The organism is Leucobacter sp. OH1287, assembly GCF_003859945.1.
In the GTDB taxonomy this organism is placed as follows: domain Bacteria; phylum Actinomycetota; class Actinomycetes; order Actinomycetales; family Microbacteriaceae; genus Canibacter.
This window is the reverse complement of the sequence record NZ_RQYM01000002.1, coordinates 134,571-155,267: the sequence shown is the minus strand read 5'-3', so window position 1 is coordinate 155,267 and position 20,697 is coordinate 134,571. Positions and strand designations below refer to the sequence as shown.

Here is a 20,697-nt window from a genome sequence, read left to right as displayed (position 1 = left end):
TGATGTACACCGAAGAAGGAGTATTTTAAGTGGCTAACATTATCTACACCTACACTGACGAAGCGCCAATGCTCGCAACGCACTCGCTGCTGCCCATCGTCAAGGCTTTTGCCGGCGCCGCAGACGTTACTGTAGAGACCCGAGATATTTCGCTGGCGGGGCGGATCCTCGCGGCTTTCGCCGACCAGTTGCCGGCCGAGCAGCGCGAAGCTGACGCGCTCGCTGAGCTTGGTGAACTGGCTAAAACCCCCGAGGCAAACATTGTCAAGCTGCCGAATATTTCCGCCTCGGTGCCGCAGTTAAAGGCCGCAATCGCAGAGCTGCAGCAGCTCGGTTACCAGCTGCCCGACTACCCGGACGACCCGGCGAACGAGGCTGAGCAGGCCGTGAAGGCTCGCTATGACGCGGTGAAGGGATCCGCCGTCAACCCCGTGCTGCGTGAGGGTAACTCGGATCGCCGCGCACCAAAGGCCGTAAAGGCTTACGCGCAGGCCCACCCGCACAGCATGGGTGAGTGGCACGCCGACTCGAAAACCGCGGTTGCGACAATGGGGCAAAACGACTTCCTCAGCAACGAGGTTTCACACAACTTCACAGGGGACGATGTGCTCACCGTTAAGCACACCGCCGAGGACGGCACCGTCACCGTGCTGCGCGAGCAGATTCCTGTTTTGGCCGGTGAAATCTTTGACGCCACCTTTATCAGCGCGCAGGCGCTTGACGCTTTCCTGCGGGAGCAGATCAGCGCCGCCAAAGCCAACAACCAGCTCTTCTCGGTGCACCTGAAAGCAACCATGATGAAGGTGTCTGACCCGATTATTTTCGGCCACGTTGTGCGTGCCTTCTTCGCGGAAACCTTCAACCGCTTCGGCGAGCAACTCACCGAGGCAGGGCTGACCGGTGAGAACGGGCTTGGCGCGATCCTCACGGGCATTGCCGGATGGGAAAACGAGGCCGAGATTACCGCGCAGATCGCTGCTGACCTGGAGAACGGCCCCGCGCTCGCGATGGTTAACAGCGACAAGGGCATAACCAACCTGCACGTGCCGAGCGACGTGATCGTCGACGCTTCAATGCCCGCGATGATCCGCAACAGCGGCAAAATGTGGGACCGTAACGGCAACTTGCAGGACACCCTCGCGGTTATCCCAGACTCGTCATACGCCGGAGTCTACCAGGCGGTTATTGACGACTGTAAAGAGCACGGCGCCTACGACCCACGCACCATGGGATCTGTTCCGAATGTTGGTCTGATGGCTAAAAAAGCTGAGGAGTACGGCTCCCACGATAAAACCTTTAAGATCGCTTCCGCGGGCACCGTTGAGGTGGTTAACAGCGCCGGTGAGACCGTGCTGTCACACGAGGTGGGCGCTGGCGATATCTGGCGCGGCTGCCAAACCAAGGATGCCGCGGTACGCGACTGGGTGAAACTCGCTGTCACCCGCGCCCGCGCCTCCAAAACCCCCGCTGTGTTCTGGCTTGACGAGAACCGGGCACACGATCGGGCGCTGATCGCGAAGGTTCGCGAGTATCTGGCGGATCACGACACCGCAGGCCTGGAGATTGATATCCTCGCACCGGCCGACGCCGCAAAACACGCGGTCACCCGGATCCGCGAGGGCCTCGACACGATCAGCGTCACCGGTAACGTGCTGCGTGACTACAACACCGACCTGTTCCCGATTCTGGAGCTCGGCACCAGCGCCAAAATGCTCTCCGTTGTGCCGCTGCTCGCGGGCGGTGGACTGTTTGAGACGGGGGCTGGCGGATCCGCACCAAAGCATGTTGAGCAGCTTGTGCAGGAGAACCACCTGCGCTGGGACTCACTCGGCGAGTTTATGGCGCTCGCGGAGTCGCTCAGGCACGCTGGTGCGAGTGTGCTGGCTGACGCGCTGGAGAACGCTACCGCGAAGTTCCTCGCCGAGAATAAGTCGCCGTCCCGTAAGGCCGGTGAGCTTGATAACCGCGGCAGCCACTTCTGGCTCGCCCGCTTCTGGGCTGAGGCGCTGCGCGATCAGGCTGACAGCGAGCCGCTCGCTGAGCGTTTTAAGCCGGTCGCGGACGCGCTCGCCGCTAACTCCGATGCGATTGAGCGGGAGCTTTTGGCGGGGTCTGGCAGTGCTGTTGACCTGGGCGGTTACTACCGAGTGGATCCGGCCAAGGCTGACGCTCTGATGCGCCCGAGCGCCACTCTCAACGGCATTATCGACGCTATCTAGGCTCGACACCCCCGGGCTAGCTGTCTCGCGGGGTTAGGGTTAACGCCGGGTCGCTAGTTGCTTTCGCTGCAAACGGCCCGGCGTTTTTGTTGCCCGATATTTTTGTTTGGATCCTCTGTGGGTGACGTTTGTTTATGTCTCCCTGTGAGGGTTTTGCGGCCCTTGGCGGGGCTGCTGTTAGAGATCTTTGATGATCTCTTTCATAATGTTTGCTGCCTCGGTTGGGGTTTTCCCGACTCGCACTCCGGCTGCTTCGAGGGCTTCCTGTTTGGCTGCTGCGGTGCCTGCTGAGCCTGACACGATTGCTCCCGCGTGACCCATGGTTTTACCCTCAGGGGCGGTGAAGCCTGCTACGTAGCCGACTACCGGTTTGGTGACGTGCTGTTTAATGTATTCGGCTGCTCGTTCTTCGGCGTCGCCTCCGATTTCGCCGATCATCACGATTGCTTTGGTGTCGGGATCCGCTTCGAATGCTGCGAGTGCGTCGATGTGGGTTGTGCCGATGATTGGGTCACCGCCGATGCCGATTGCGGTGGAGATTCCGATTTCGCGCAGTTCGTACATCATCTGGTAGGTGAGTGTGCCTGATTTGGAGACGAGCCCGATTGGTCCGCTGCCGGTGATGTTTGCCGGGGTGATGCCCGCGAGTGACTCGTCGGGGGTGATTATACCCGGGCAGTTTGGGCCGATGATCCGGGTTTTGTTGCCGGTTTTACCGGCGTATGCCCAGAGTTCGGCGGTGTCTTTCACCGGTACGCCCTCGGTGATGATGACGAGCAGGCCAATGCCCGCGTCGATGGCTTCGATTGCCGCGTCTTTTGTGAACGCTGGCGGCACAAATGCGACTGACACGTCGGCGCCGGTTGCTTCGATGGCCTCGGCGACGGTTCCGTACACTGGCAGTTCAACGCTGTTGCCGTTTTTGTCGGTGTGGGTGACGGTTGTGCCTGCTTTGCGGGCGTTAACGCCGCCGACGATGTTGCTGCCCGCTGCGAGCATCCGCGCGGTGTGCTTTGTGCCTTCGCCGCCGGTTATGCCCTGCACAATAATTTTCGAGTTTTTGTTTAAGAAGATTGACATTGTTCCTTGATACCTTTTGCGGCTTAGCTGTTGGTGTTTGCGAGCTCTGCGGCTTTGTCTGCGCCCTCGTCCATTGTGGTCATGAGGGTGACGAGTGGGTGGGCTGCAGCCTCAAGTATTTCGCGGCCTGCTGCGACGTTGTTGCCGTCGAGCCTAACCACGAGTGGCTTGTTTGCGGTGTCGCCGAGTTTTTCGAGCGCGCCGACTATGCCGTTGGCGACTGCGTCGCAGGCGGTGATTCCACCGAAGACGTTAACGAACACGCTTTTCACCTGTGGATCGCCGAGGATCACGTCGAGTCCGGCCGCCATTACTTCTGCTGATGCGCCGCCTCCGATGTCTAGGAAGTTGGCTGGTTTTACTCCGCCGTGTTTTTCGCCGGCGTAGGCGACTACGTCGAGTGTTGACATGACGAGGCCAGCACCGTTTCCGATGACTCCTACTTCACCGTCGAGTTTGACGTAGTTGAGGTCGAGTGCTTTTGCTTTAGCTTCGAGTGGATCGCTTGCCGCTTTGTCTTCGAGGGCTGCGTGTTCTGGCTGCCGGAAGTCGGCGTTGGCGTCGAGTGAGACTTTACCGTCGAGCGCGATGATGTCACCTTCTTCGGTGAGCACGAGCGGGTTTACTTCAACGAGTGTTGCATCTTCTGAGCTGTAGACCCGGTAGAGGGTTTCGAGCACTGGCGCTACTTTGTCTACGAGTTCTGCTGGGAAGTTTGCCGCGGTTGCGATTTCTTTCGCTTTTGCCGCGTCGATCCCGACGAGTGGATCCACGGCTACCCGCGCGAGTGCCTCCGGCTTCTCAACTGCGAGCTGTTCGATTTCCATGCCGCCTTCGACGCTGCAGAGAGAGAGCAGTGACCGGTTTGCGCGGTCGAGCAACACTGAGAAGTAGAACTCCTGCGCGATTTTTGCGCCCTGGGCGACCATCACGCGTTTTACGATGTGGCCTTTAATGTCGAGGCCGAGGATGGCTTCGGCTGCTGCTGCGGCTTCGTCTGGGGTGTGAGCTACTTTCACTCCGCCTGCTTTGCCGCGGCCTCCGGTTTTTACCTGTGCTTTAACAACTACTGTGCCACCAATCTGTTCTGCTGCCGCTCTAACTTCTTCGGGTGTTTCGGCGACGATGCCGGCGAGCACCGGCACACCGTATTTTTCGAACAGATCGCGGGCCTGGTATTCGTAGAGATCCACGCTTTTCCTATCGGTTTTGCTGCGTCAGTGCGGCTACACCGGCGCATTTGTTGACTGATCTAACATCCCTTTGCTTGATGTCTAGGCTCTAGTCTACACAACTAATCTTTGCCTGTAATTTTAATTATTGGGGCGAGCCTGATTAACAGCTTCTTCTCACCGTGCTCTTCGAAGCTGACGTGTGCCACGCTTTTATTGCCGGAACCGGTGATTAGTCTGACGGAGCCGATGCCGTAGGTTTCGTGTTCGATCCTGTCGCCAATCTCCAGTGTTATATCGTTGTAGTTTTGCGCTATCGGCGTTCCGAAGCTGATCGGCTTTGTTTGCTTCCCGTTTAAGCGGGAAGCAGTGAGCTGTTGTTTGCGCTCGCGCCATTTCGCGGCTTGGCTGCGGTCTGCCGCAGCGGCGTCGCGGCGCTGGCCTGCGCTGTAACCGGATCCGCCGCCGGATCCACCGCCGCCGTACCCGGATCCTGTTGTTTGTAGGCTGCCGCCCGCGTAGCAGCGGTGGCCGATCTGGTCTGGGGTTTGTCGCCAGTCGATGAGTGTTTCTGGAATGTCTTGGAGGAAGCGGGATGGCACGGTTGCGGCGATGTCGCCGAATTGGCTGCGGGTGCTCGCGAGTGTTAAGTAGAGCTGTTTTTCGGCTCTTGTCACACCGACGTACATGAGTCGTCGTTCTTCTGCTACCCCGCCTGGTTCGTTGAGTGACATCTGGTGTGGCAAAAGCCCTTCTTCAACGCCGGTGAGGAACACGTATGGGAACTCTAGCCCTTTGGCTGTGTGCAGTGTCATCAGGGAGACGGTGCCGCTGATGTCGTCTAGTTCATCGACTGCGGCGACGAGGCTCACCTGGGTGAGGAACTCGATTACTGTACCGCCGCTGTTTGCCGCGTCGAATTCTTTGGCAACGGCGATAAGCTCTTCTAGGTTTTCTGCTCTTGCCTCGTCTTGCGGATCCCGTTTCGCCCTGAGCGTCTCAAGGTAGCGGGTTTCTTTTAAGATCATTTCCAGGATTTCACCGACCGGGCGCGGCTTCACCGCTGCCGCTGTGGGTGCTGCGAGCTCGGTTGCCTGCTTCAGTGTTTGGGCGAGCGAGAGCACCGCGTTTCGTGCCTTTGCTCCGATGCCTATTTCTGCGCAGCGCAGCATCGCCTCGTGGTAGCTGATCTCGTTGGTTTCAGCAAAGACCGCGATCTGTGCTTCGGTGACTGCCCCAATCCCCCGTTTGGGGGCGCTTAATAGCCGCGACCAGCTGATTGGATCATAGGGGTTTACGATGCTGGTCAGGTACGCTATTGCGTCTTTAATCTCTGCCCGGTCATAGAACTTGGTGCCACCGAGTACACGGTAGGGTATTGCCGCGCGCATCAGCAGTTCTTCAAGCGCACGGGTTTGGGCGTTGGTACGGTAAAAGACTGCGATCTGCCCGTAAGCGACACCGTCGTTGTGCAGCCGCTCAATCTCCTCTGCTACAAACCGTGCCTCATCGTGCTGTGAGTAGCCGGCAAACCCGACTATTTTGTTGCCGGGACCCGACGCCGTCCACAGCGACTTTTCTTGACGATCAAAATTCTCGGCAATAATCGCGTTTGCAGCATCCAGGATGTTCTGCGTTGAGCGATAGTTTTGTTCAAGCTTCACAACCTCAGCGTCGCTGAAATCGCTTTCGAAGTCGACGATGTTGCGGATGTCTGCGCCGCGGAAAGCGTAGATTGACTGGTCAGAGTCACCAACAACGGTGAGCGCCGCGCCGGGCAAATCCCCCGCTGGTGTTAAAAGCGCTGGGTTAAGAGGGGTTTTTAGCGCCGCGATGGCATCAGCCGGGGTTGCCTTGGTAAGCTCCCTGACGAGCGCGTACTGGGCGTGGTTAGTATCTTGGTACTCGTCGATGAGCACCCACCTGAAGCGTGCGCGATACTTAGCGGCAACATCGGGGAAGGCCCGGAACAGGTAGACGGTCTGCGCGATCAGATCGTCAAAATCGAAGGCGTTTGCTCGCCGCAGCTCCTGCTCATATGCGCTAAACAGTTCAACAAATACCGCCTCGCGTGGATCAGTCACCCTCGCCGTTGCAGCGTAGTCTGAGGCGGTTTTTAACTCGTTCTTTAACCGTGATATCTTGTTGCCGACAGCGGCCGGTGTGAAGTTGTATGCCTCTGCCCCGCTCTCTTTGATGAGTCGTTTTAACAGCGCTCTGCTGTCAGCACTGTCGTAAATGGTGAAACCGGAAACATAGCCGAAGCGCTCCGCCTCCTTGCGTAAGATTCGCACACAGGCGGAGTGGAATGTGCTAACCCACATACTCTCAGCACCCTCGCCAAGCAGCTGCCCTACCCGCTGCCGCATCTCAGCTGCCGCTTTGTTCGTGAAAGTGATTGCAAGAATCTGGCTGGGCCAGGCGATCCGCTGCCTAATCAGGTGCGCGATGCGGTGAGTGAGCACCCGAGTTTTGCCCGAGCCCGCACCCGCCACGATTAAAAGCGCTTTGCTCTTAGAGACAACAGCGGTGCGCTGCTGCTCGTTAAGCCCTGCGAGCAGTGGGTCGGCGTGATCTGAAAAACTCATACCTACAAGTCTAGAAGAGGCATCGGACATTTTGTTACAAACTGTGTCAGCTTCGGCACCCTGGCCGGTATAACAAACAGTGTTGGCTTTGCAATCGCCTGGCAACACAGCTTTATCACATTAAAGCGCAGTAAGATAAACAGCATCCTTTGCTTACAGACCAACATTTATAAGGGAGTGGCCAGATGAGCAACCCAGCATTTAACCGGATGCCAGCTTTTGATCCGAAGAATCAACAGACGCTGAGCGCTGATCAGCTCCGTGAGATTTACAACCAGCCCGCAGCAACGGTTGCGGCAAAAACAGCCCATCAGGGCGCACAACCAGGATTCGCGCTGGGCGGATCCGCAACCCCGATGACCTACGAGAACACCATCACCAAGACCGTGATGTTGTTCCTCGTGCTGCTCACCACAGCGGCTGTTGGCTGGATGTTCCCGATACTAGCGATCCCGGGTGCAATCGCCGGACTCGTGCTCGGGCTTATAAACGCTTTCAAACGCGAACCAAGTGTCCCACTGATCGTGCTCTACGCGGCAGCCGAGGGCCTATTCGTCGGCGGTATCTCACAGATCTTTGAGGCTCGTTGGGCGGGCATCGTCTTCCAAGCGGTGCTCGGCACGGTTATCGTTTTCGGTGTGACACTGCTGCTGTTCCGCAGTGGTAAGGTACGCACCAGCCCACGGGCAAACAAGATCTTCCTGGTCGCAACCGTCGGCTACCTCGCATTCTCGGTTGTTAACCTGGTGTTGATGTGGACAGGTGTTGCTTCAGATCCGTGGGGTCTGCGGGGTGTTCAACTATTCGGCGGCATCCCACTCGGTGTCATTATCGGCGCGCTGGCAATTCTGCTCGCCGCCTACTCACTTGTGCAGGACTTCGACGTGATTAAAGGCGGTGTTGAGAACCGCATCGACCAGAAATACGGCTGGTCAGCAGCGTTCGGTTTGATGGTCACCCTCGTGTGGTTGTACGTTGAAATCCTGCGTCTGCTAGCTATTCTCCGCGGCAACGACTAACCGCTGACACGGTATACTTAACCGACCAAACACGCTAAATAGCTCTTCTCTGTGGGCATTACACTATTGTGGTGTGATGCCCACAGACTTTGTTAGTGTGCCCAACACCCCTGTCACACGGGGGATTAAAAGACTAGAATAAAATTATAAGAACATTAGAGATGTGAGGGTGATTCATCCGTGCAACTATTTGACTCCGCTTCCGCAGGAACTCAAGACCTCTCTGTGTCCAGCGTCGATCTGATCGTTGAGAGAATTAAGAAGGCGATCACAACCGGCAAACTCAATGTTGGTGAACGCCTCCCATCCGAACCAGAAATAGCTGCACAGTTTGGTGTCGCGGTTGTAACGCTGCGCAAGGCACTCGCGAAACTGCGCAAAGAGGGTATCGTGCAGACAACACGAGGCCGCAACGGTGGCACTTTTATTGCCCAGTCACCAGTTCCGAACGTGCAGCTGCTAAAGGATTCTCTGCTGGCGACCAGCACCGACACACTGCGTGACTTCTTTGACGAGCAGTGCGCGGTCTCCGGCACCGCTGCGCGTCTCGCCGCTCAGCGCCTACCGTTGGGTGCCCAGACTCGCCTACCAGAGCTGATGTTCCGCGCCCGCGACGCTAAAACACCGCGTGAGTGTGCACTCACTGACAACCGTTTCCACTTCGAGATCGCGGTTTTAAGCAACTCGAACAGGCTGCTGCTCGCTGAACAGCGCCTCTACTCTGAGCTTTCTCCGTTCCTCTGGGAGACGGAGATCACCGAGGCATCGAGCGCTGCCGCTTACCGTGACCACCTCGACATCACCATGGCGATTGAGCAGGGTGATCCAGACAAGGCAGAGAAACTCGCTGTCGCACACGTTGAACACAATATGCGACTAATATTGGAGGGTAAGAACCGCCTGCAGCTTGCTCTCGCCTCAGCCACCCCAGCAGGCACAACAGCTGAGCGGGTTGCGGAGGCTGCGGCAGCAGCGGCAGCGGCATCAGCTGCCGCCTCAAGCGAGGATAAAGCGGTTGCGGCAAGAAAAGCCGCACAGCGTATGGGTGAAGCTCTCGGCAACCACCTGACAGAACTGTTTACTGACCTGGAGGCGCTGAACAGCGGTATCATCGGCTTCATCAGCGGCAACAGCGCCGACAACAACGTAAACATCACACCCACCAACCGTCGCGAGATTAAACTCCTTGCGGCCGACTTCCTGGACGCACACCCGCGAGTTGACGGTTGTGGCCTGGTCCTCGCGAGAAGCACAGCACACAAGTCACAGGGTCAGCTTGAGTGGTGGGTGCGTGAGGATGAGGGCCGTTTCGCCCGTTACGCGTTCGGTGTCACACCCGAGTCAGAGCGTTTCTACGACTACGAGCAGCTGCCCTGGTTCATCACCTCTTACGAGCACGGCACAATCGGCGCTGTCGGCCCGTACCTCGACTACCTGGGTGTTGAAGCCAACATCATAACCTTCACAACCCCGGCGACCCTCGACGGCAAACGTGTCGGCATTATCGGCCTCGACATCACCGTTGCGGACTTCGAAGAGGAGTTGATGCCGCTTCTCATGCACACCGAGATTGACGCAGTTATCACCAACAGTCACGGCACGGTGCTGCTGAGCAACACCCCGGAACAGCTTCCGGGCACACTGCTGCAGGAAGCCAGCGGGATATTCGATCAGATCAAAATCCAACCGCTCGACAGCGGTATTCAGCTGTTCTATCGCCCCCGCGTCGGCAAGCGCTAAGCAGCTCTATCGCCCCCGCACGGGCAGGTGCTACCCTCTGTTTACCAAGGCGCTGGGGTGAGCGGATCCGCCCCCACCCCACACAGTGGTCGTCGACGTCTAGCTGGCGACCCGCCGTGCAGCGGCAAACCCGAGGAACCGTTCCATCAGTTGCTGTGATTCATCGGCGAGCGCTGGCTCCTCACGCTGGGCGGCGCTAACCAGTTCCTCGGGGTTAAGCTTTAGCCGGTCAAGCTCGGCGGGATCCTCCTTGACCCAGTCAACAACGGTTTGCGCGTTCGCCTCGGGATGGAACTGGGTTCCCCACGCGGCATCCCCAACCCGGTAAATCTGGTGTGGGCAGTGTTCGCTTCCGCCGAGCACAACAGCGCCATCCGGTAGTTTTGCAACCTCCAGATAGTGCCACTGCACCGCCGGCAATGCCGCGCCCGCGCAGTTGCCGAAAAGCGGATCCGCTCCAGCATCGTCACTTACTCGCACGCGGCAGACACCAATTTCGGGCCCCTGCGGCATGGTTTTCACCTCGCCGTTAAGCGCGGTTGCAAGCAGTTGTGCACCAAGGCAGATGCCGAGGGTTGGCACCCCGCCTGCGACAGCATCACGCAGTAGCTCGCGGGTCTGCACCAGCCACGGCGCCTTCTCATCATCAGTGGGGCCCATGGATCCACCAAGCACTATCACCGCGTCAAACCCGGCAGCGGAGCTTGGCACCGCCGTCTCAAACACGGGGCCTGCGATCACCAGCTCACTGGCAGCCTTCCGCAGCTGCTCTTGATAGACGCCAAGGCCGGCGTTTGCCTGGTGTTGCACAACCAATATTCGTAGTTTCGTCACTGCGGTAAATCCTCTCCCCACACAAGCCATTGAAAGAGCTGGGCGTGCTTTTCTCGGGTAACTATATCATCCTCGGGGTGCCACTGCACGGCAATAATTTCAGCGGTTTCATGTTCCAGCGCCTCCACGGTGCCGTCGTTCGCGCGGGCGGTGACGCGGAGGTTTTGCCCAAGGTCTGCAACGGCCTGGTGATGGTATGAGGATGCAGCAACCCGCTCCTCACCGTTGAACACCCGCGACAGGAGCGAGCCCGCCACAATCTCAACGTCATGCACCGAGTTACGATGAATAGAGTCGCCCGCAACATCCTGCTGCATGGTTCCACCAAATTCAACGTTCACGAGCTGCATACCGCGACAGATCGCTAGCACCCGCATCTGCGCCTGAGCAGCGGCCATCAGCAGATCCGCCTCAAACTGATCCTGATGAGGTGAATCGGCAACTACCGTGTGCGGTTCCACCTCAGCACCGTACCTGGCAGGGTTGATATCTGCACCGCCCGGTATCAACAGCGCATCATACCCCTCTAGTCGTTGTTGCGCGGCGAGCGACGAGTGCAAGCTGAGAACAGCTGGCTCCCCGCCGGCTGCAACCACCGCCCTCAGAATCGCATCGGATGCTGCACTTCCGCCAAAGCGTAACCCTTTTATTGTTCCGGAGTGCATTCCAGTAACAGCTACTCGCGGCGCTCGCCGCGCAACAGTCGACATCATCGGCTCCTACTCTGACTCTGTGAACGGAAACTCCAGCGGGCTGAGCCACTGATCCCAGATCTGCTTCAGTGAGCCATCAGCGATCGCCTCAGCGAGCGCACCGTTCAACTCGTCAAGCAGAGCCTGATTCCCTGGCTTCACACCGATTGCCCAACGGTTAGCGGTTTTCACGGTGAAGGCCTCTGACAGGTCTTCAGCTTCTTGCGCCAGCGGGATCATCACAACATCGTCATCAACAAAGCCGTGGATTTGCCCGCTTCTTGTCGCATCGATCATGTCTTGGAAGACATCGTCGCTTGACCCAAACGGCACAAGCTCAGCCCCCTTGAATGTTTCAGCCAGTTTCATGTTGGTGGATCCGGCAATCGCGCCAATCTTGTAACCGGTGTAGTCACTCTCCGGGGTGAGGGTTATCCCCTCCCTTACCACAAGCGTCTCGTTGAAGATTGTGTACGGTTCAGTGAAGTCAACAAGCGCCTGTCGCTCGGGGATCACTCCCTGACCGCACAGCACCGCGTCTGTCTCACCAGATCTCACCGACGGGATCATGTCCTCCCAGGGCATCATAAGCCACTCAAACTTCACCCCGAGTTTGTTACACAGTAGCTCAGCAACGCTGGCTTCGTAACCGGTTCGGGTGACTCCGTCCGTGCTTTTTGCAAACAGCGGCAGCGCGTCTGAGTCGATGCAGGCGAAACGGATTGTGCGTGTTGTTGTCATGGTATTGCCTCCCAGTATTGATCGAACTCCCACTGCGTAATCTCACCGCAATAGCGAGCCCACTCGTCTTGTTTTAGTTGTGTGTAGATGCGGGTGAGTTCCTCAGGCATGGTGTCCATCAGGTAGTCATCCGCGGTGTAAGCTGCGATTGCTTCTCCGAGCGTCATCGGGATCGGAGGTGCTGATGCGAGCAGTTCGCTTGGTTCACCAGGGTTGCCAGGATCCATCTGCTCACTCAACCCGTGATCGATTGCTGTCAGAAGGTAGAGGTGTGACAGGTATGGATTGACGCTGGCGTCCGGTAGTCGGTACTCCATTCTGCCGTTTGCAGAGATTCTCACCGCAACTCCCCTTGTGTCCAGTCCCCAGTCCGCCCCTGAAGGAGCAAACTGACCAGAGTCCCAGAACCGCTTGTAGGAGTTCACTGTTGACCCCATAACCAGCATTGAGCCCGGTGCGTGTAACAGCATTCCCGCGATAGCCTGCTTGGCGATTTCTGTCACGTGCAGTTCCACTCGACCGTCTTCAACCAGATTTTGCGGCTCGCCCTGATCCACTCGCCAAAGACTGAGATTGTGGTGGCAGCCATTACCCATTTTCTTATTAAATGGTTTCGGCATAAAGCTTGCCTGCAGCTGCAGCTCTCGTGCAACCTGTTTGCAGATTTGACGGTATGTTGTCATCCTCATACAGGTGAGCTCTGCTCGATCATACTCCCAGTTCAGTTCGACCTGCCCATCGTCCTCATAATCACCCTGGATCATGTTGAAGTTAAGCTGCTGCGCGTAGCTAATCACTTTCTTGAACACTGGCCGCATCTTCTCGAGGTTTTCAACCTGATAGGCAGGGCTCTGATCCTGTTTAGCGATCACTTCTGTTCCCTGTCCGGACCAAGTCATTTCAGGTTCTAGTCCGCTTCGCAGCTCAATCCCGGTTCGCTGTGTGAACCGGTCGTGAACTCGGATAAACAGTGCTCTGGTGTCTAGTGGAATCAGGCGACCACCGTTTTGCAGCTGCGGTGGATCATAAGCCATGCAAAAGACTCTGCCCACTTCCGGATCCCACGGCAGCTGTTCTAGTGTTTCAGGATTTGGCAGTGCCCAAAATTCATGGGCATCTACCCCACCGCCGATTAGTTCTCCGCTGCGGCTGGTTTGCAGATCGCTGAGCGCTGTGCGGTGAAAAGCTATTCCTTTTCCGAGCATTCGCTCGTAGTGTTCCGCTGGAACAACCTTGGCTACAGTTCTTCCACCGAGGGTTGGCACCATGTAGTAGATGAACTTAATCCCGCTCTCGGTTATCTTGCGACGAAATTCTTCAACAACCTCTGGGCTGAGATTTGCCGCCCGATGGGCTTCAAAGCTGCTGTGGTCCGTTAGAATCTCGGCTATATCGTCTCTGATCGAGTGTTTTGACATTGTTTTACCTTTCTTCGTCGGAAGGCCTCGTATTCTCGGAACCTACCGTATTTCAAATGTGATGGGGAGTTTCACCGGTCCGTGGTTACCTGAGTCTGGCAACCATTCGTCACCTCCTGGGCACTGAATATTCTTGAAATTGCGGGCAAGCGTTGGCAGCGCAACGCTCATGTCTGCTCGGGCAATGTAGTGTCCGAGGCAGTGGTGCACTCCACCTCCAAATGTGTGGTGTGGCTTTTCGGCAGGCTTTGTTATATCGATCTCCGGGTTTGGGTATGCGAGCACATCGGTGCCGCTCACCATAGTGAACAGGTGCACCGTCTCTCCACGTTTTATCTCAAGCCCCTGGAATTCAAAGTCTTCATTTGCTTCACGAGTTACCCACCTGGTTGTTGGGTTAACGCGCAGCGCCTCCTCCAGCGCTGGCTGTGCGTAGGTTTCCGGATCCGCCGCTAGCAGCTCCCATTGGTCTTGGTGCCGCATAAAGGTTTGTAGAATAAGACCCAGCTGGTTTCTGGTTGTGTCCATGCCGCCAAACAGCATAAGCACTAGGGCGTTACGAAGTTCTGCGTCACTGAGTTTGTCGCCCTGGTCAGTGAAGTTGACCAGACGAGACACTACATCCTCACCTGGGTTAGTGCGGCGCTCATCAATAAGCTCAGCAACAAAGTCATACAGCTCGTTTACCGCGTGATCAATCTGCTCAATGTCCTCTTTAATTGTGATGCTGAGAGCGTAACCCACGGTGTTAGCGCGAGAGGCAATAAAAGGCCAGTGTTTCTGGTCAAGCCCCATCATGGCGCACAGCGCTCTGGTTGCAAATGGCTCAGCAAAGTCAGCCACGAAATCTATCTCGCGGGCTTGACGCTGCTTTTCTTTCATCTCCTCAACCAGCTCGTCTGCGATCGCCTGGAATTCCGGAACCAGTCTGCGTGCCATTGTCGGAGAAAACGCCGGGTTTAGCAGACGCCTGATTCGGTGATGCTCATCGCCTTCTAGCACGAGCAGATTCTTTTCCCACCACTCGTAGAAAATCCCGCTGTGCACTCCGTGGTGATCTGGCCATTTAGCACTGCCCTGGTTCAGGCTTGGATGCTTCAAAAGCGCGGTCACCTCATTGTAACGCAAGATCCCGTAACCGTAGTTTGTCTTTGCGTACCAGTTCAGATCACGCGCTCGACGCACCTCCTCAGAACTCATCGCAAACGATGGATCACTGATGTTCAAGTATGCAACTTCTGCAGTAGCACTCATAACGGCTCCCTTCTTTGGTTTTAATTAATCTACATCCATATCTTATTTTTTGCAAATCGACCTTCTCGGTGTAGTATTTTGTACTATTACCTAGGCTAAAAGGCGCATTTAAAGAATCTATAACCATATTGTTAGGGGATGAACAATGTCGATTAACTCCTCAGAGATAGCCATTATCGGTTCTGGCCCTGCCGGTTGCTACGCAGCTCAGGCCTTGCTAAAACTGCTGCCAGACGCGCAAATAACGGTTTTCGACAGGCTTGTCACTCCATACGGATTGATCCGCTACGGGGTTGCCGCTGATCACCAGCACACCAAACGGATAACACAGCAGCTAGACCGCGTGCTGCAGGATCCGCGCGTTCGCTTCGCAGGAAACATCAGCGTTCCCGACGATGTCACTCTCGAGGAGCTGCAGAGGTGCTTTAACGCAGTTGTGATAGCGAGCGGTCTTGAAGCTGACCGAGCACTGTTCCCCGATGATGTTTGCTCTCAGGCTCTTGTTATCGGCGCAAACAGCCTAATTAGAGCTCTGAACTCTCATCCACTAGCAAGCTCACAAGTGGATCCGTTAGGCTCACACCCGGTAATTGTCGGCGGCGGTAATGTTGCTCTCGACCTGCTTAGACTCTGTGTCAAACCGTCTACCGCTTACTCCGGCAGTGATATAAACGACGATGTCTATCACGACATCCACCAAGTTCCGGTACAACGGGTGACACTTCTCTATCGCGGCACGCCCGAGACGTTCAAGGGCGATGCTCAGATGATCAAGGAGCTCGGGGCAATATCTGAGGCGCACTACAGCTGCGATGACATAACCTCGGGCAATCTTGCAAACGAGGAAACCGCAGGTAATCGCACAGCAACAGCTCTGCAGCAACTCTTTGACCCGCGCCGAGAAACAACCAGTAATCCGGTGCAGGTCAATTTTCTCTTTAACGCCATCCCCCTCGGCTTAGCTAAATCATCTGAGGCAACAGACGACATCACCGCTGAACAGATAAGCTTGCAATACTCTCAGCGAGATGAGACCAAAACGATGACAGCCTCGTCGGTTATCTCCGCTATCGGTTTTACCGCTGAAGGATCCGCCTTCGAGAGCCTGATCACCTCGCCCGCTGAATCCGGCAGAGTGACAGAACAGGTGTTTCGCACCGGTTGGGCTAAGCGCGGGTCAAGCGGTGGTATTCCAAGTAACCGGGCTTGCGCAATCGCCGTCGCAAAAGAGGTTGCTGAAGCACTATCTGAGCAATCTACAGTCCCAAAGCCCGGGTTTATCGGGCTTAATGAACAGGCGCAAAACAAAGCAACCAGCTTTGCACAGTGGCTGCAACTCAATGAACTTGAACTGGTAAACGCTACGGCGGGTAGAGTTCGCCTGAAAATCACTGACCACAGCAAACAGCTGTCGGCTGTGCTTAACCATGAGGAGGAAAAATGAAGATAACAGTGCTCTTTGGGACCGAATCCGGTAACTCAGAACTGATAGCTAATGACATCGCTGCCGAGGCTAGCTCTGCCGGTCACGAAACAACGGTGTTTGACCTGCAGGATTTTGATCCCGCTAATTTCACGCCATCCGAGTTTTATGTTGTTGTCTGCTCAACTCACGGTGAGGGCGATCTACCAAATACGGCGCTGCCTTTTGCAGAGGCTTTTGACGCGGATCCACCAGCCATGGACGGAATCAAGTACGCTGTCTTCGGCCTCGGCGACACCTTCTATGAAGAAACCTACAGCAGAGGCAGCGAGCACCTGGATGCTCGATTCAGCGCACAGGGTGCTGAGCGCGTCGGCGAGTATGGACGCCATGATGCATCTGGTTGGGATCTCGGTAGCGATGTTGCGCTTGCCTGGCTGCCGGGAATTCTAGAGGCTGCTGAAGCCGCCTAGTATGTAAAACAATTAGGGTGTGAGACCGAATCCCAGGTCTCACACCCTAATTGTTTGTGTGTCATCGACCAAACAAACACTACAGCCGCTGTATTCCGCCACTACGGCAGTTTAATCGGACCGCTCGCGTCACCCGCTGGCGCGTCACCACGGCGATACGATCTTGTCACCATCATGTAGGTGTAGCCGAACAGCAGCACACCCGCGGTTGTCATCAGCAACAAATAGTCCTCTGCCCAGCCACCGCCTGTTTCACGCGGCCAGAGAATGTTTGCAATCGCTAAAACACCCCAGAGCAGCGCGATCAGGTTAACGGGGTATGCCCACACGCCGAGCTTGAACTTACCTGCTGGCTGCCAACCCAAGATCCTGGCTCGCAGAGCAGCCAAAACAACCATCTGGAAGCCCATATAGATACCGACAGTTCCGAATCCGACCATCGCCGTCAACGCATCCTCTAGCAGCAGTGACAGCACCAGAATCGCCGCAGGTACTACCGCAACAGAGATCAAAGCAACATGCGGGACATGCAGCTTCTTGTTGAACGAAGCAGCAAGGTGAGAGGCTGGCAGGAAACCATCCCTGGCCATTGAGTAGACAAGCCTGCTTGCTGCTGCTTGCAGACTGGTGATACAGCTAATAAACGCCACAACGATAATGGCCATAACCAGCGGGAAGATCGGCCCGAATGCCTGGTGCAGCAGTTCACCGATTGGATCCGTCACCTCGCCACTTGCGATCTTACCGAAGTCAGGAACCGCAAGCACCAGTGAAAACACCATCAGGTTGGCAGCGAAGCCGCCGATGTACAGTGTCACCCGCATGGCCTTTGGCACCTGCCTTCCGGGATCCTTGATCTCCTCCGCCACATCGCCATTAGCCTCAAAACCGTAGTAGGCAAACATACCAATCAGCGCTGCGGCGGCAAATGCACCAAAGTAACCGCCAGGTGCATCATTACCGATGCCCTGATTATCAAAGAGCACGCTCCAGTCGTGCTGCCTACCAAACAGCAGCAGATAGATTCCAATACCCACGGCGCCGATCATTTCAGCAATAAGACCAACCAGCGCCGCGAGATTCAGAACCTTGGTACCACTGAAATTGAGCACCGTAGCAATCACCAGCGCCAGCAGACCAATCAGCACGGTGCCCCAGCTATCCAAAACCATCCCAAACATGGATGCCACAAACGGCGCTGCGCCGTAGGCTACGGCTGCGAGTGTGCCAACCAGTGCGACAACGTAGATCCAGCCGTTCATCCACGCCCATTTGCGACCCCAGAGCCGACGAGACCAGGGATACACGCCACCGGATACCGGGTAGTTAGAAACCACCTCACCAAATACCAGCGCGACAAAGAACTGACCAGCCAGTGCAATAAGCATTGCCCAAGCCATTGGTGGGCCGGCTGTTCCGAGCGAGATTGCGAACATTGAATAGACGCCGGCAATCGGTGACAGGTAGGTGAATCCCAGGGACACATTGCCCCAAAACGTCATTTCCCGTTTAAATGTTGCGTCGTAGCTATAGCCAAGGGATGCCAGGTGTTGAGCGTCCTCATCGTGTATAGCTGTGTCTTCAGCAGTCATCTCTTACCTCCTTGTAGACCGTTATAGGTATTATTTAATCTACAAGCAGATGATTTATTTTGCAAGTTAGCTCGCTACACTGGGTTTGTGATTCATCAGGTACGCGGGCACACCGTTGACGAGCAGGGGCGCTGCACGCACTGGCACAGCGAGCTCGATGTTGTGGCGAACCGCTGCACAGTGTGTGACGAGTTTTGGGCATGCCACAGCTGCCACGAGGAACTGGCCGGCCATGTTTTCGGGAGGGTGCTAAAGAGCGACCTAAGGCCGGCGGTGCTGTGTGGCTGCTGCGGTGGCACGCTCAGTTACCGGCAGTATGCCGCGGTGACGGCGTGCCCGCACTGCGCGCACCCGTTCAATCCGGGGTGTAAGCTCCACGAGGAACTGTACTTCGCGTAACGCTAGCGACCGCTAATCTGATCGGTAATAACCTGGATAACGGTGGTGTCCGCGAGCGTTGTTGTGTCTCCGATCGACTTGCCCGCGGCGGCATCACGCAGCAGCCGACGCATAATCTTGCCGGAGCGAGTTTTTGGTAGTTCCGGCACAATCAGCAGCTGTTTCGGCCGCGCGATTGCGCCGATCTGCTCGGCAACAAACTGTGTTAGCTGTCGCGGCGCATCCTCCGGCGTGACAAGCTGTTGCTGCGTCTTTAGAATCACAAACGCAGCAACCGCCTCACCGGTTGCCTCGTCCGGCACACCGATAACAGCGGCCTCCGCAACAGCGTGGTGCTCAACCAGCGCGGATTCGATCTCCGCGGTCGACAGTCGGTGCCCGGAAACGTTCAACACGTCGTCGACGCGGCCCAGCAGCCAGAGGTTACCCTCCTCATCAAACCTGGCACCGTCGCCGGTGAAATAGGCGTCACCGAATCGCTCCCAGTAGGTCTCAACAAACCGCTGATCATCACCCCAAATGGTGCGCGCCATAGACGGCCACGGTGTCACTGCCGCCAGCAGCCCACCGGTTGGCGGATCCATACTCTCACCAGCATCGTCGAGCACCTCCAGGTAAATTCCCGGCAGCGCCCGCTGTGCACTGCCCGGCCGCAGCGTTGTGATGCCCGGCAGCGGAGCCGCCATAATCGCCCCCGTCTCAGTCTGCCACCAGGTGTCAACAATCGGGCACCTGTGTCCGCCAATCACCTCGTAATACCAGCGCCACGCCTCCGGGTTGATCGGCTCCCCGACACTGCCGAGCAACCGCAGCGAACTAAGATCGTGCTGCTGGGCAACCTGCCGACCAATACGCATTGCGGCGCGGATCGCGGTGGGTGCCGTGTAAAGAATCGTCACCCCGTATTTTTCCACGATCTGCCACCACCTCGACCAGTCTGGAGTGTCAGGTGAACCCTCATAGATTACCTGGGTTGCGCCGTTTGCGAGCGGGCCGTAAACAACATAGCTGTGCCCCGTGATCCACCCGACGTCTGCTGTGCACCAGTAAATGTCGGTCTCGGGTTTCAGATCGAACACGCCCCGCATGGTTGAGGCGGCCTGCGTCAGATAACCGCCGCTTGTGTGCAGGATCCCCTTTGGTTTTCCGGTTGTGCCGCTCGTGTAGAGAATAAACAGCGGATTCTCGGCGGCAAACGCCTGCGGCCGATGCTCCGCGTCATAGGTCATAATCTCTTCATCCCACCACAGGTCGCGCGGCTCCTGCATGGTCACCTCGTTACCGCAGCGTTTCACAACCAGCACGTGTTCAACCGGGCTTGGCTCCCCAGCGTCGAGGCGCAGCGCCGCATCAACCGTGTCCTTCAGCTTGGTGATCCGCCCCTTACGATTGCCGCCGTCAGCGGTGATCACAAGCTTCGCGCCCGCGTCGTTGATTCTGGCGCGCAAACTCTCGGCACTAAACCCGCCAAACACAACCGAGTGGATAGCACCAAGCCTAGCAACCGCGAGCATCGCAACAACCGTTTCAGGGATCATCGGCATATAGATCGCAACACGGTCACCCTGCCTGACACCGAGCGCCGCTAGCATATTGGCTGCGCGCTGCACCTCAACGTGCAGTTCCCGGTAGCTGATACTCCGGGTGTCTCCCGGTTCGCCCTCAAACAGCAGTGCGGTGCGATCCCCCAACCCGGCAAGCACGTGCCGGTCAACACAGTTGAAGGCGATGTTTAGTTCACCGTCTCGAAACCACTCGTTCTGGTGCGGCTTATCGCGATAGAAAACCTCGGTGAATGGCTTGTGCCAGTGCAGCTGCCTAGCCTCCTCAGCCCAGTATTCTAGCGGATCCGCTGCCGCCGCCCGATAAATCCCCGGGTCTTGCACATTCGCCTGCCTGGCGAACTCCTCGCTGGGTGGGTAACTGAGCTCTGCGGCAGCATCATGCAGCGGGTGGCTTTCGATGTTGAGGTTCATAACTCTCGCTCCTGACTTCGTTGACAGTGGTTTTATATTTCGTCTTGGATTTGTCTTGGATTTGGTTTGGCTTTTTG

At 56.7% G+C, this 20,697-nt stretch carries 16 protein-coding genes; 6 read left to right on the top strand and 10 right to left on the bottom strand.

Features of this window, described 5'->3' with window-relative positions; translation table 11 throughout:
• The first annotated feature begins 29 nt into the window (after positions 1-29).
• Positions 30-2,219 carry an NADP-dependent isocitrate dehydrogenase gene (locus EII30_RS01735; RefSeq protein ID WP_124885606.1) on the top strand — a complete coding sequence of 730 codons (2,190 nt, stop codon included), beginning with the start codon at positions 30-32 and terminating at the stop codon, positions 2,217-2,219.
• A 177-nt stretch (positions 2,220-2,396) separates the two neighbouring features.
• Here the strand turns inward: EII30_RS01735 and sucD are convergent, their stop codons facing one another.
• From sucD to EII30_RS01720, 3 genes are all read right to left on the bottom strand, one after another.
• Positions 2,397-3,299 (bottom strand): succinate--CoA ligase subunit alpha, encoded by a 903-nt coding sequence (gene sucD, locus EII30_RS01730; RefSeq protein WP_124885605.1) that lies wholly within the window; start codon positions 3,297-3,299, stop codon positions 2,397-2,399.
• A 23-nt stretch (positions 3,300-3,322) separates the two neighbouring features.
• Positions 3,323-4,492 carry an ADP-forming succinate--CoA ligase subunit beta gene (sucC, locus tag EII30_RS01725; protein ID WP_124885604.1) on the bottom strand — a complete coding sequence of 390 codons (1,170 nt, stop codon included), beginning with the start codon at positions 4,490-4,492 and terminating at the stop codon, positions 3,323-3,325.
• 101 nt (positions 4,493-4,593) lie between these two features.
• Positions 4,594-7,059, bottom strand: a complete 2,466-nt coding sequence (locus EII30_RS01720) for an ATP-dependent helicase (protein WP_233569236.1) — start codon at positions 7,057-7,059, stop codon at positions 4,594-4,596.
• A gap of 185 nt (positions 7,060-7,244) precedes the next feature.
• On the opposite strand from EII30_RS01720, the gene EII30_RS01715 reads away from it, so the two are divergent.
• Positions 7,245-8,078, top strand: coding sequence for a Bax inhibitor-1/YccA family protein (locus EII30_RS01715; protein WP_124885602.1), 834 nt, complete (start codon positions 7,245-7,247; stop codon positions 8,076-8,078).
• Positions 8,079-8,258: 180 nt separating this feature from the next.
• Positions 8,259-9,818 (top strand): GntR family transcriptional regulator, encoded by a 1,560-nt coding sequence (locus EII30_RS01710; RefSeq protein WP_124885601.1) that lies wholly within the window; start codon positions 8,259-8,261, stop codon positions 9,816-9,818.
• A gap of 99 nt (positions 9,819-9,917) precedes the next feature.
• Here the strand turns inward: EII30_RS01710 and EII30_RS01705 are convergent, their stop codons facing one another.
• The 5 genes from EII30_RS01705 to EII30_RS01685 are packed head-to-tail and all read right to left on the bottom strand — an operon-like array spanning position 9,918 to position 14,757.
• On the bottom strand, positions 9,918-10,652 hold the full coding sequence (locus tag EII30_RS01705) for a type 1 glutamine amidotransferase (protein ID WP_158608626.1): 735 nt from the start codon (positions 10,650-10,652) through the stop codon (positions 9,918-9,920).
• Positions 10,649-11,362 (bottom strand): gamma-glutamyl-gamma-aminobutyrate hydrolase family protein, encoded by a 714-nt coding sequence (locus EII30_RS01700; RefSeq protein ID WP_158608625.1) that lies wholly within the window; start codon positions 11,360-11,362, stop codon positions 10,649-10,651. The genes EII30_RS01705 and EII30_RS01700 overlap by 4 nt, the downstream gene beginning before the upstream one ends.
• A gap of 9 nt (positions 11,363-11,371) precedes the next feature.
• Entirely contained in the window at positions 11,372-12,085 is a 714-nt protein-coding gene (locus tag EII30_RS01695) for an ABC transporter substrate-binding protein (RefSeq protein ID WP_124885598.1), read from the bottom strand.
• Entirely contained in the window at positions 12,082-13,503 is a 1,422-nt protein-coding gene (locus EII30_RS01690) for a glutamine synthetase family protein (protein ID WP_124885597.1), read from the bottom strand. The genes EII30_RS01695 and EII30_RS01690 overlap by 4 nt, the downstream gene beginning before the upstream one ends.
• Before the next feature lie 42 nt (positions 13,504-13,545).
• Positions 13,546-14,757: a cytochrome P450 gene (locus tag EII30_RS01685; RefSeq protein ID WP_124885596.1), complete on the bottom strand. Its 1,212-nt coding sequence runs from the start codon at positions 14,755-14,757 to the stop codon at positions 13,546-13,548.
• Positions 14,758-14,902: 145 nt separating this feature from the next.
• Here EII30_RS01685 and EII30_RS01680 point away from each other — a divergent pair, with 145 nt between their 5' ends.
• Positions 14,903-16,201 (top strand): FAD-dependent oxidoreductase, encoded by a 1,299-nt coding sequence (locus tag EII30_RS01680; RefSeq protein ID WP_124885595.1) that lies wholly within the window; start codon positions 14,903-14,905, stop codon positions 16,199-16,201.
• Positions 16,198-16,653: a flavodoxin domain-containing protein gene (locus EII30_RS01675; RefSeq protein WP_124885594.1), complete on the top strand. Its 456-nt coding sequence runs from the start codon at positions 16,198-16,200 to the stop codon at positions 16,651-16,653. Before EII30_RS01680 ends, EII30_RS01675 begins: the two co-directional genes overlap by 4 nt.
• 101 nt (positions 16,654-16,754) lie before the next feature.
• Here EII30_RS01675 and EII30_RS01670 read toward each other — a convergent pair whose 3' ends face one another.
• Entirely contained in the window at positions 16,755-18,245 is a 1,491-nt protein-coding gene (locus tag EII30_RS01670) for an APC family permease (protein WP_124885593.1), read from the bottom strand.
• An 87-nt stretch (positions 18,246-18,332) separates the two neighbouring features.
• On the opposite strand from EII30_RS01670, the gene EII30_RS01665 reads away from it, so the two are divergent.
• Positions 18,333-18,644: a CHY zinc finger protein gene (locus tag EII30_RS01665; protein ID WP_199731538.1), complete on the top strand. Its 312-nt coding sequence runs from the start codon at positions 18,333-18,335 to the stop codon at positions 18,642-18,644.
• Positions 18,645-18,646: 2 nt separating this feature from the next.
• Here the strand turns inward: EII30_RS01665 and acs are convergent, their stop codons facing one another.
• The gene (acs, locus tag EII30_RS01660) at positions 18,647-20,620 is read right to left on the bottom strand and encodes an acetate--CoA ligase (protein ID WP_124885592.1); all 1,974 of its coding nucleotides are present in this window, start codon (positions 20,618-20,620) and stop codon (positions 18,647-18,649) included.
• Between the last annotated feature and the right edge of the window lie 77 nt (positions 20,621-20,697).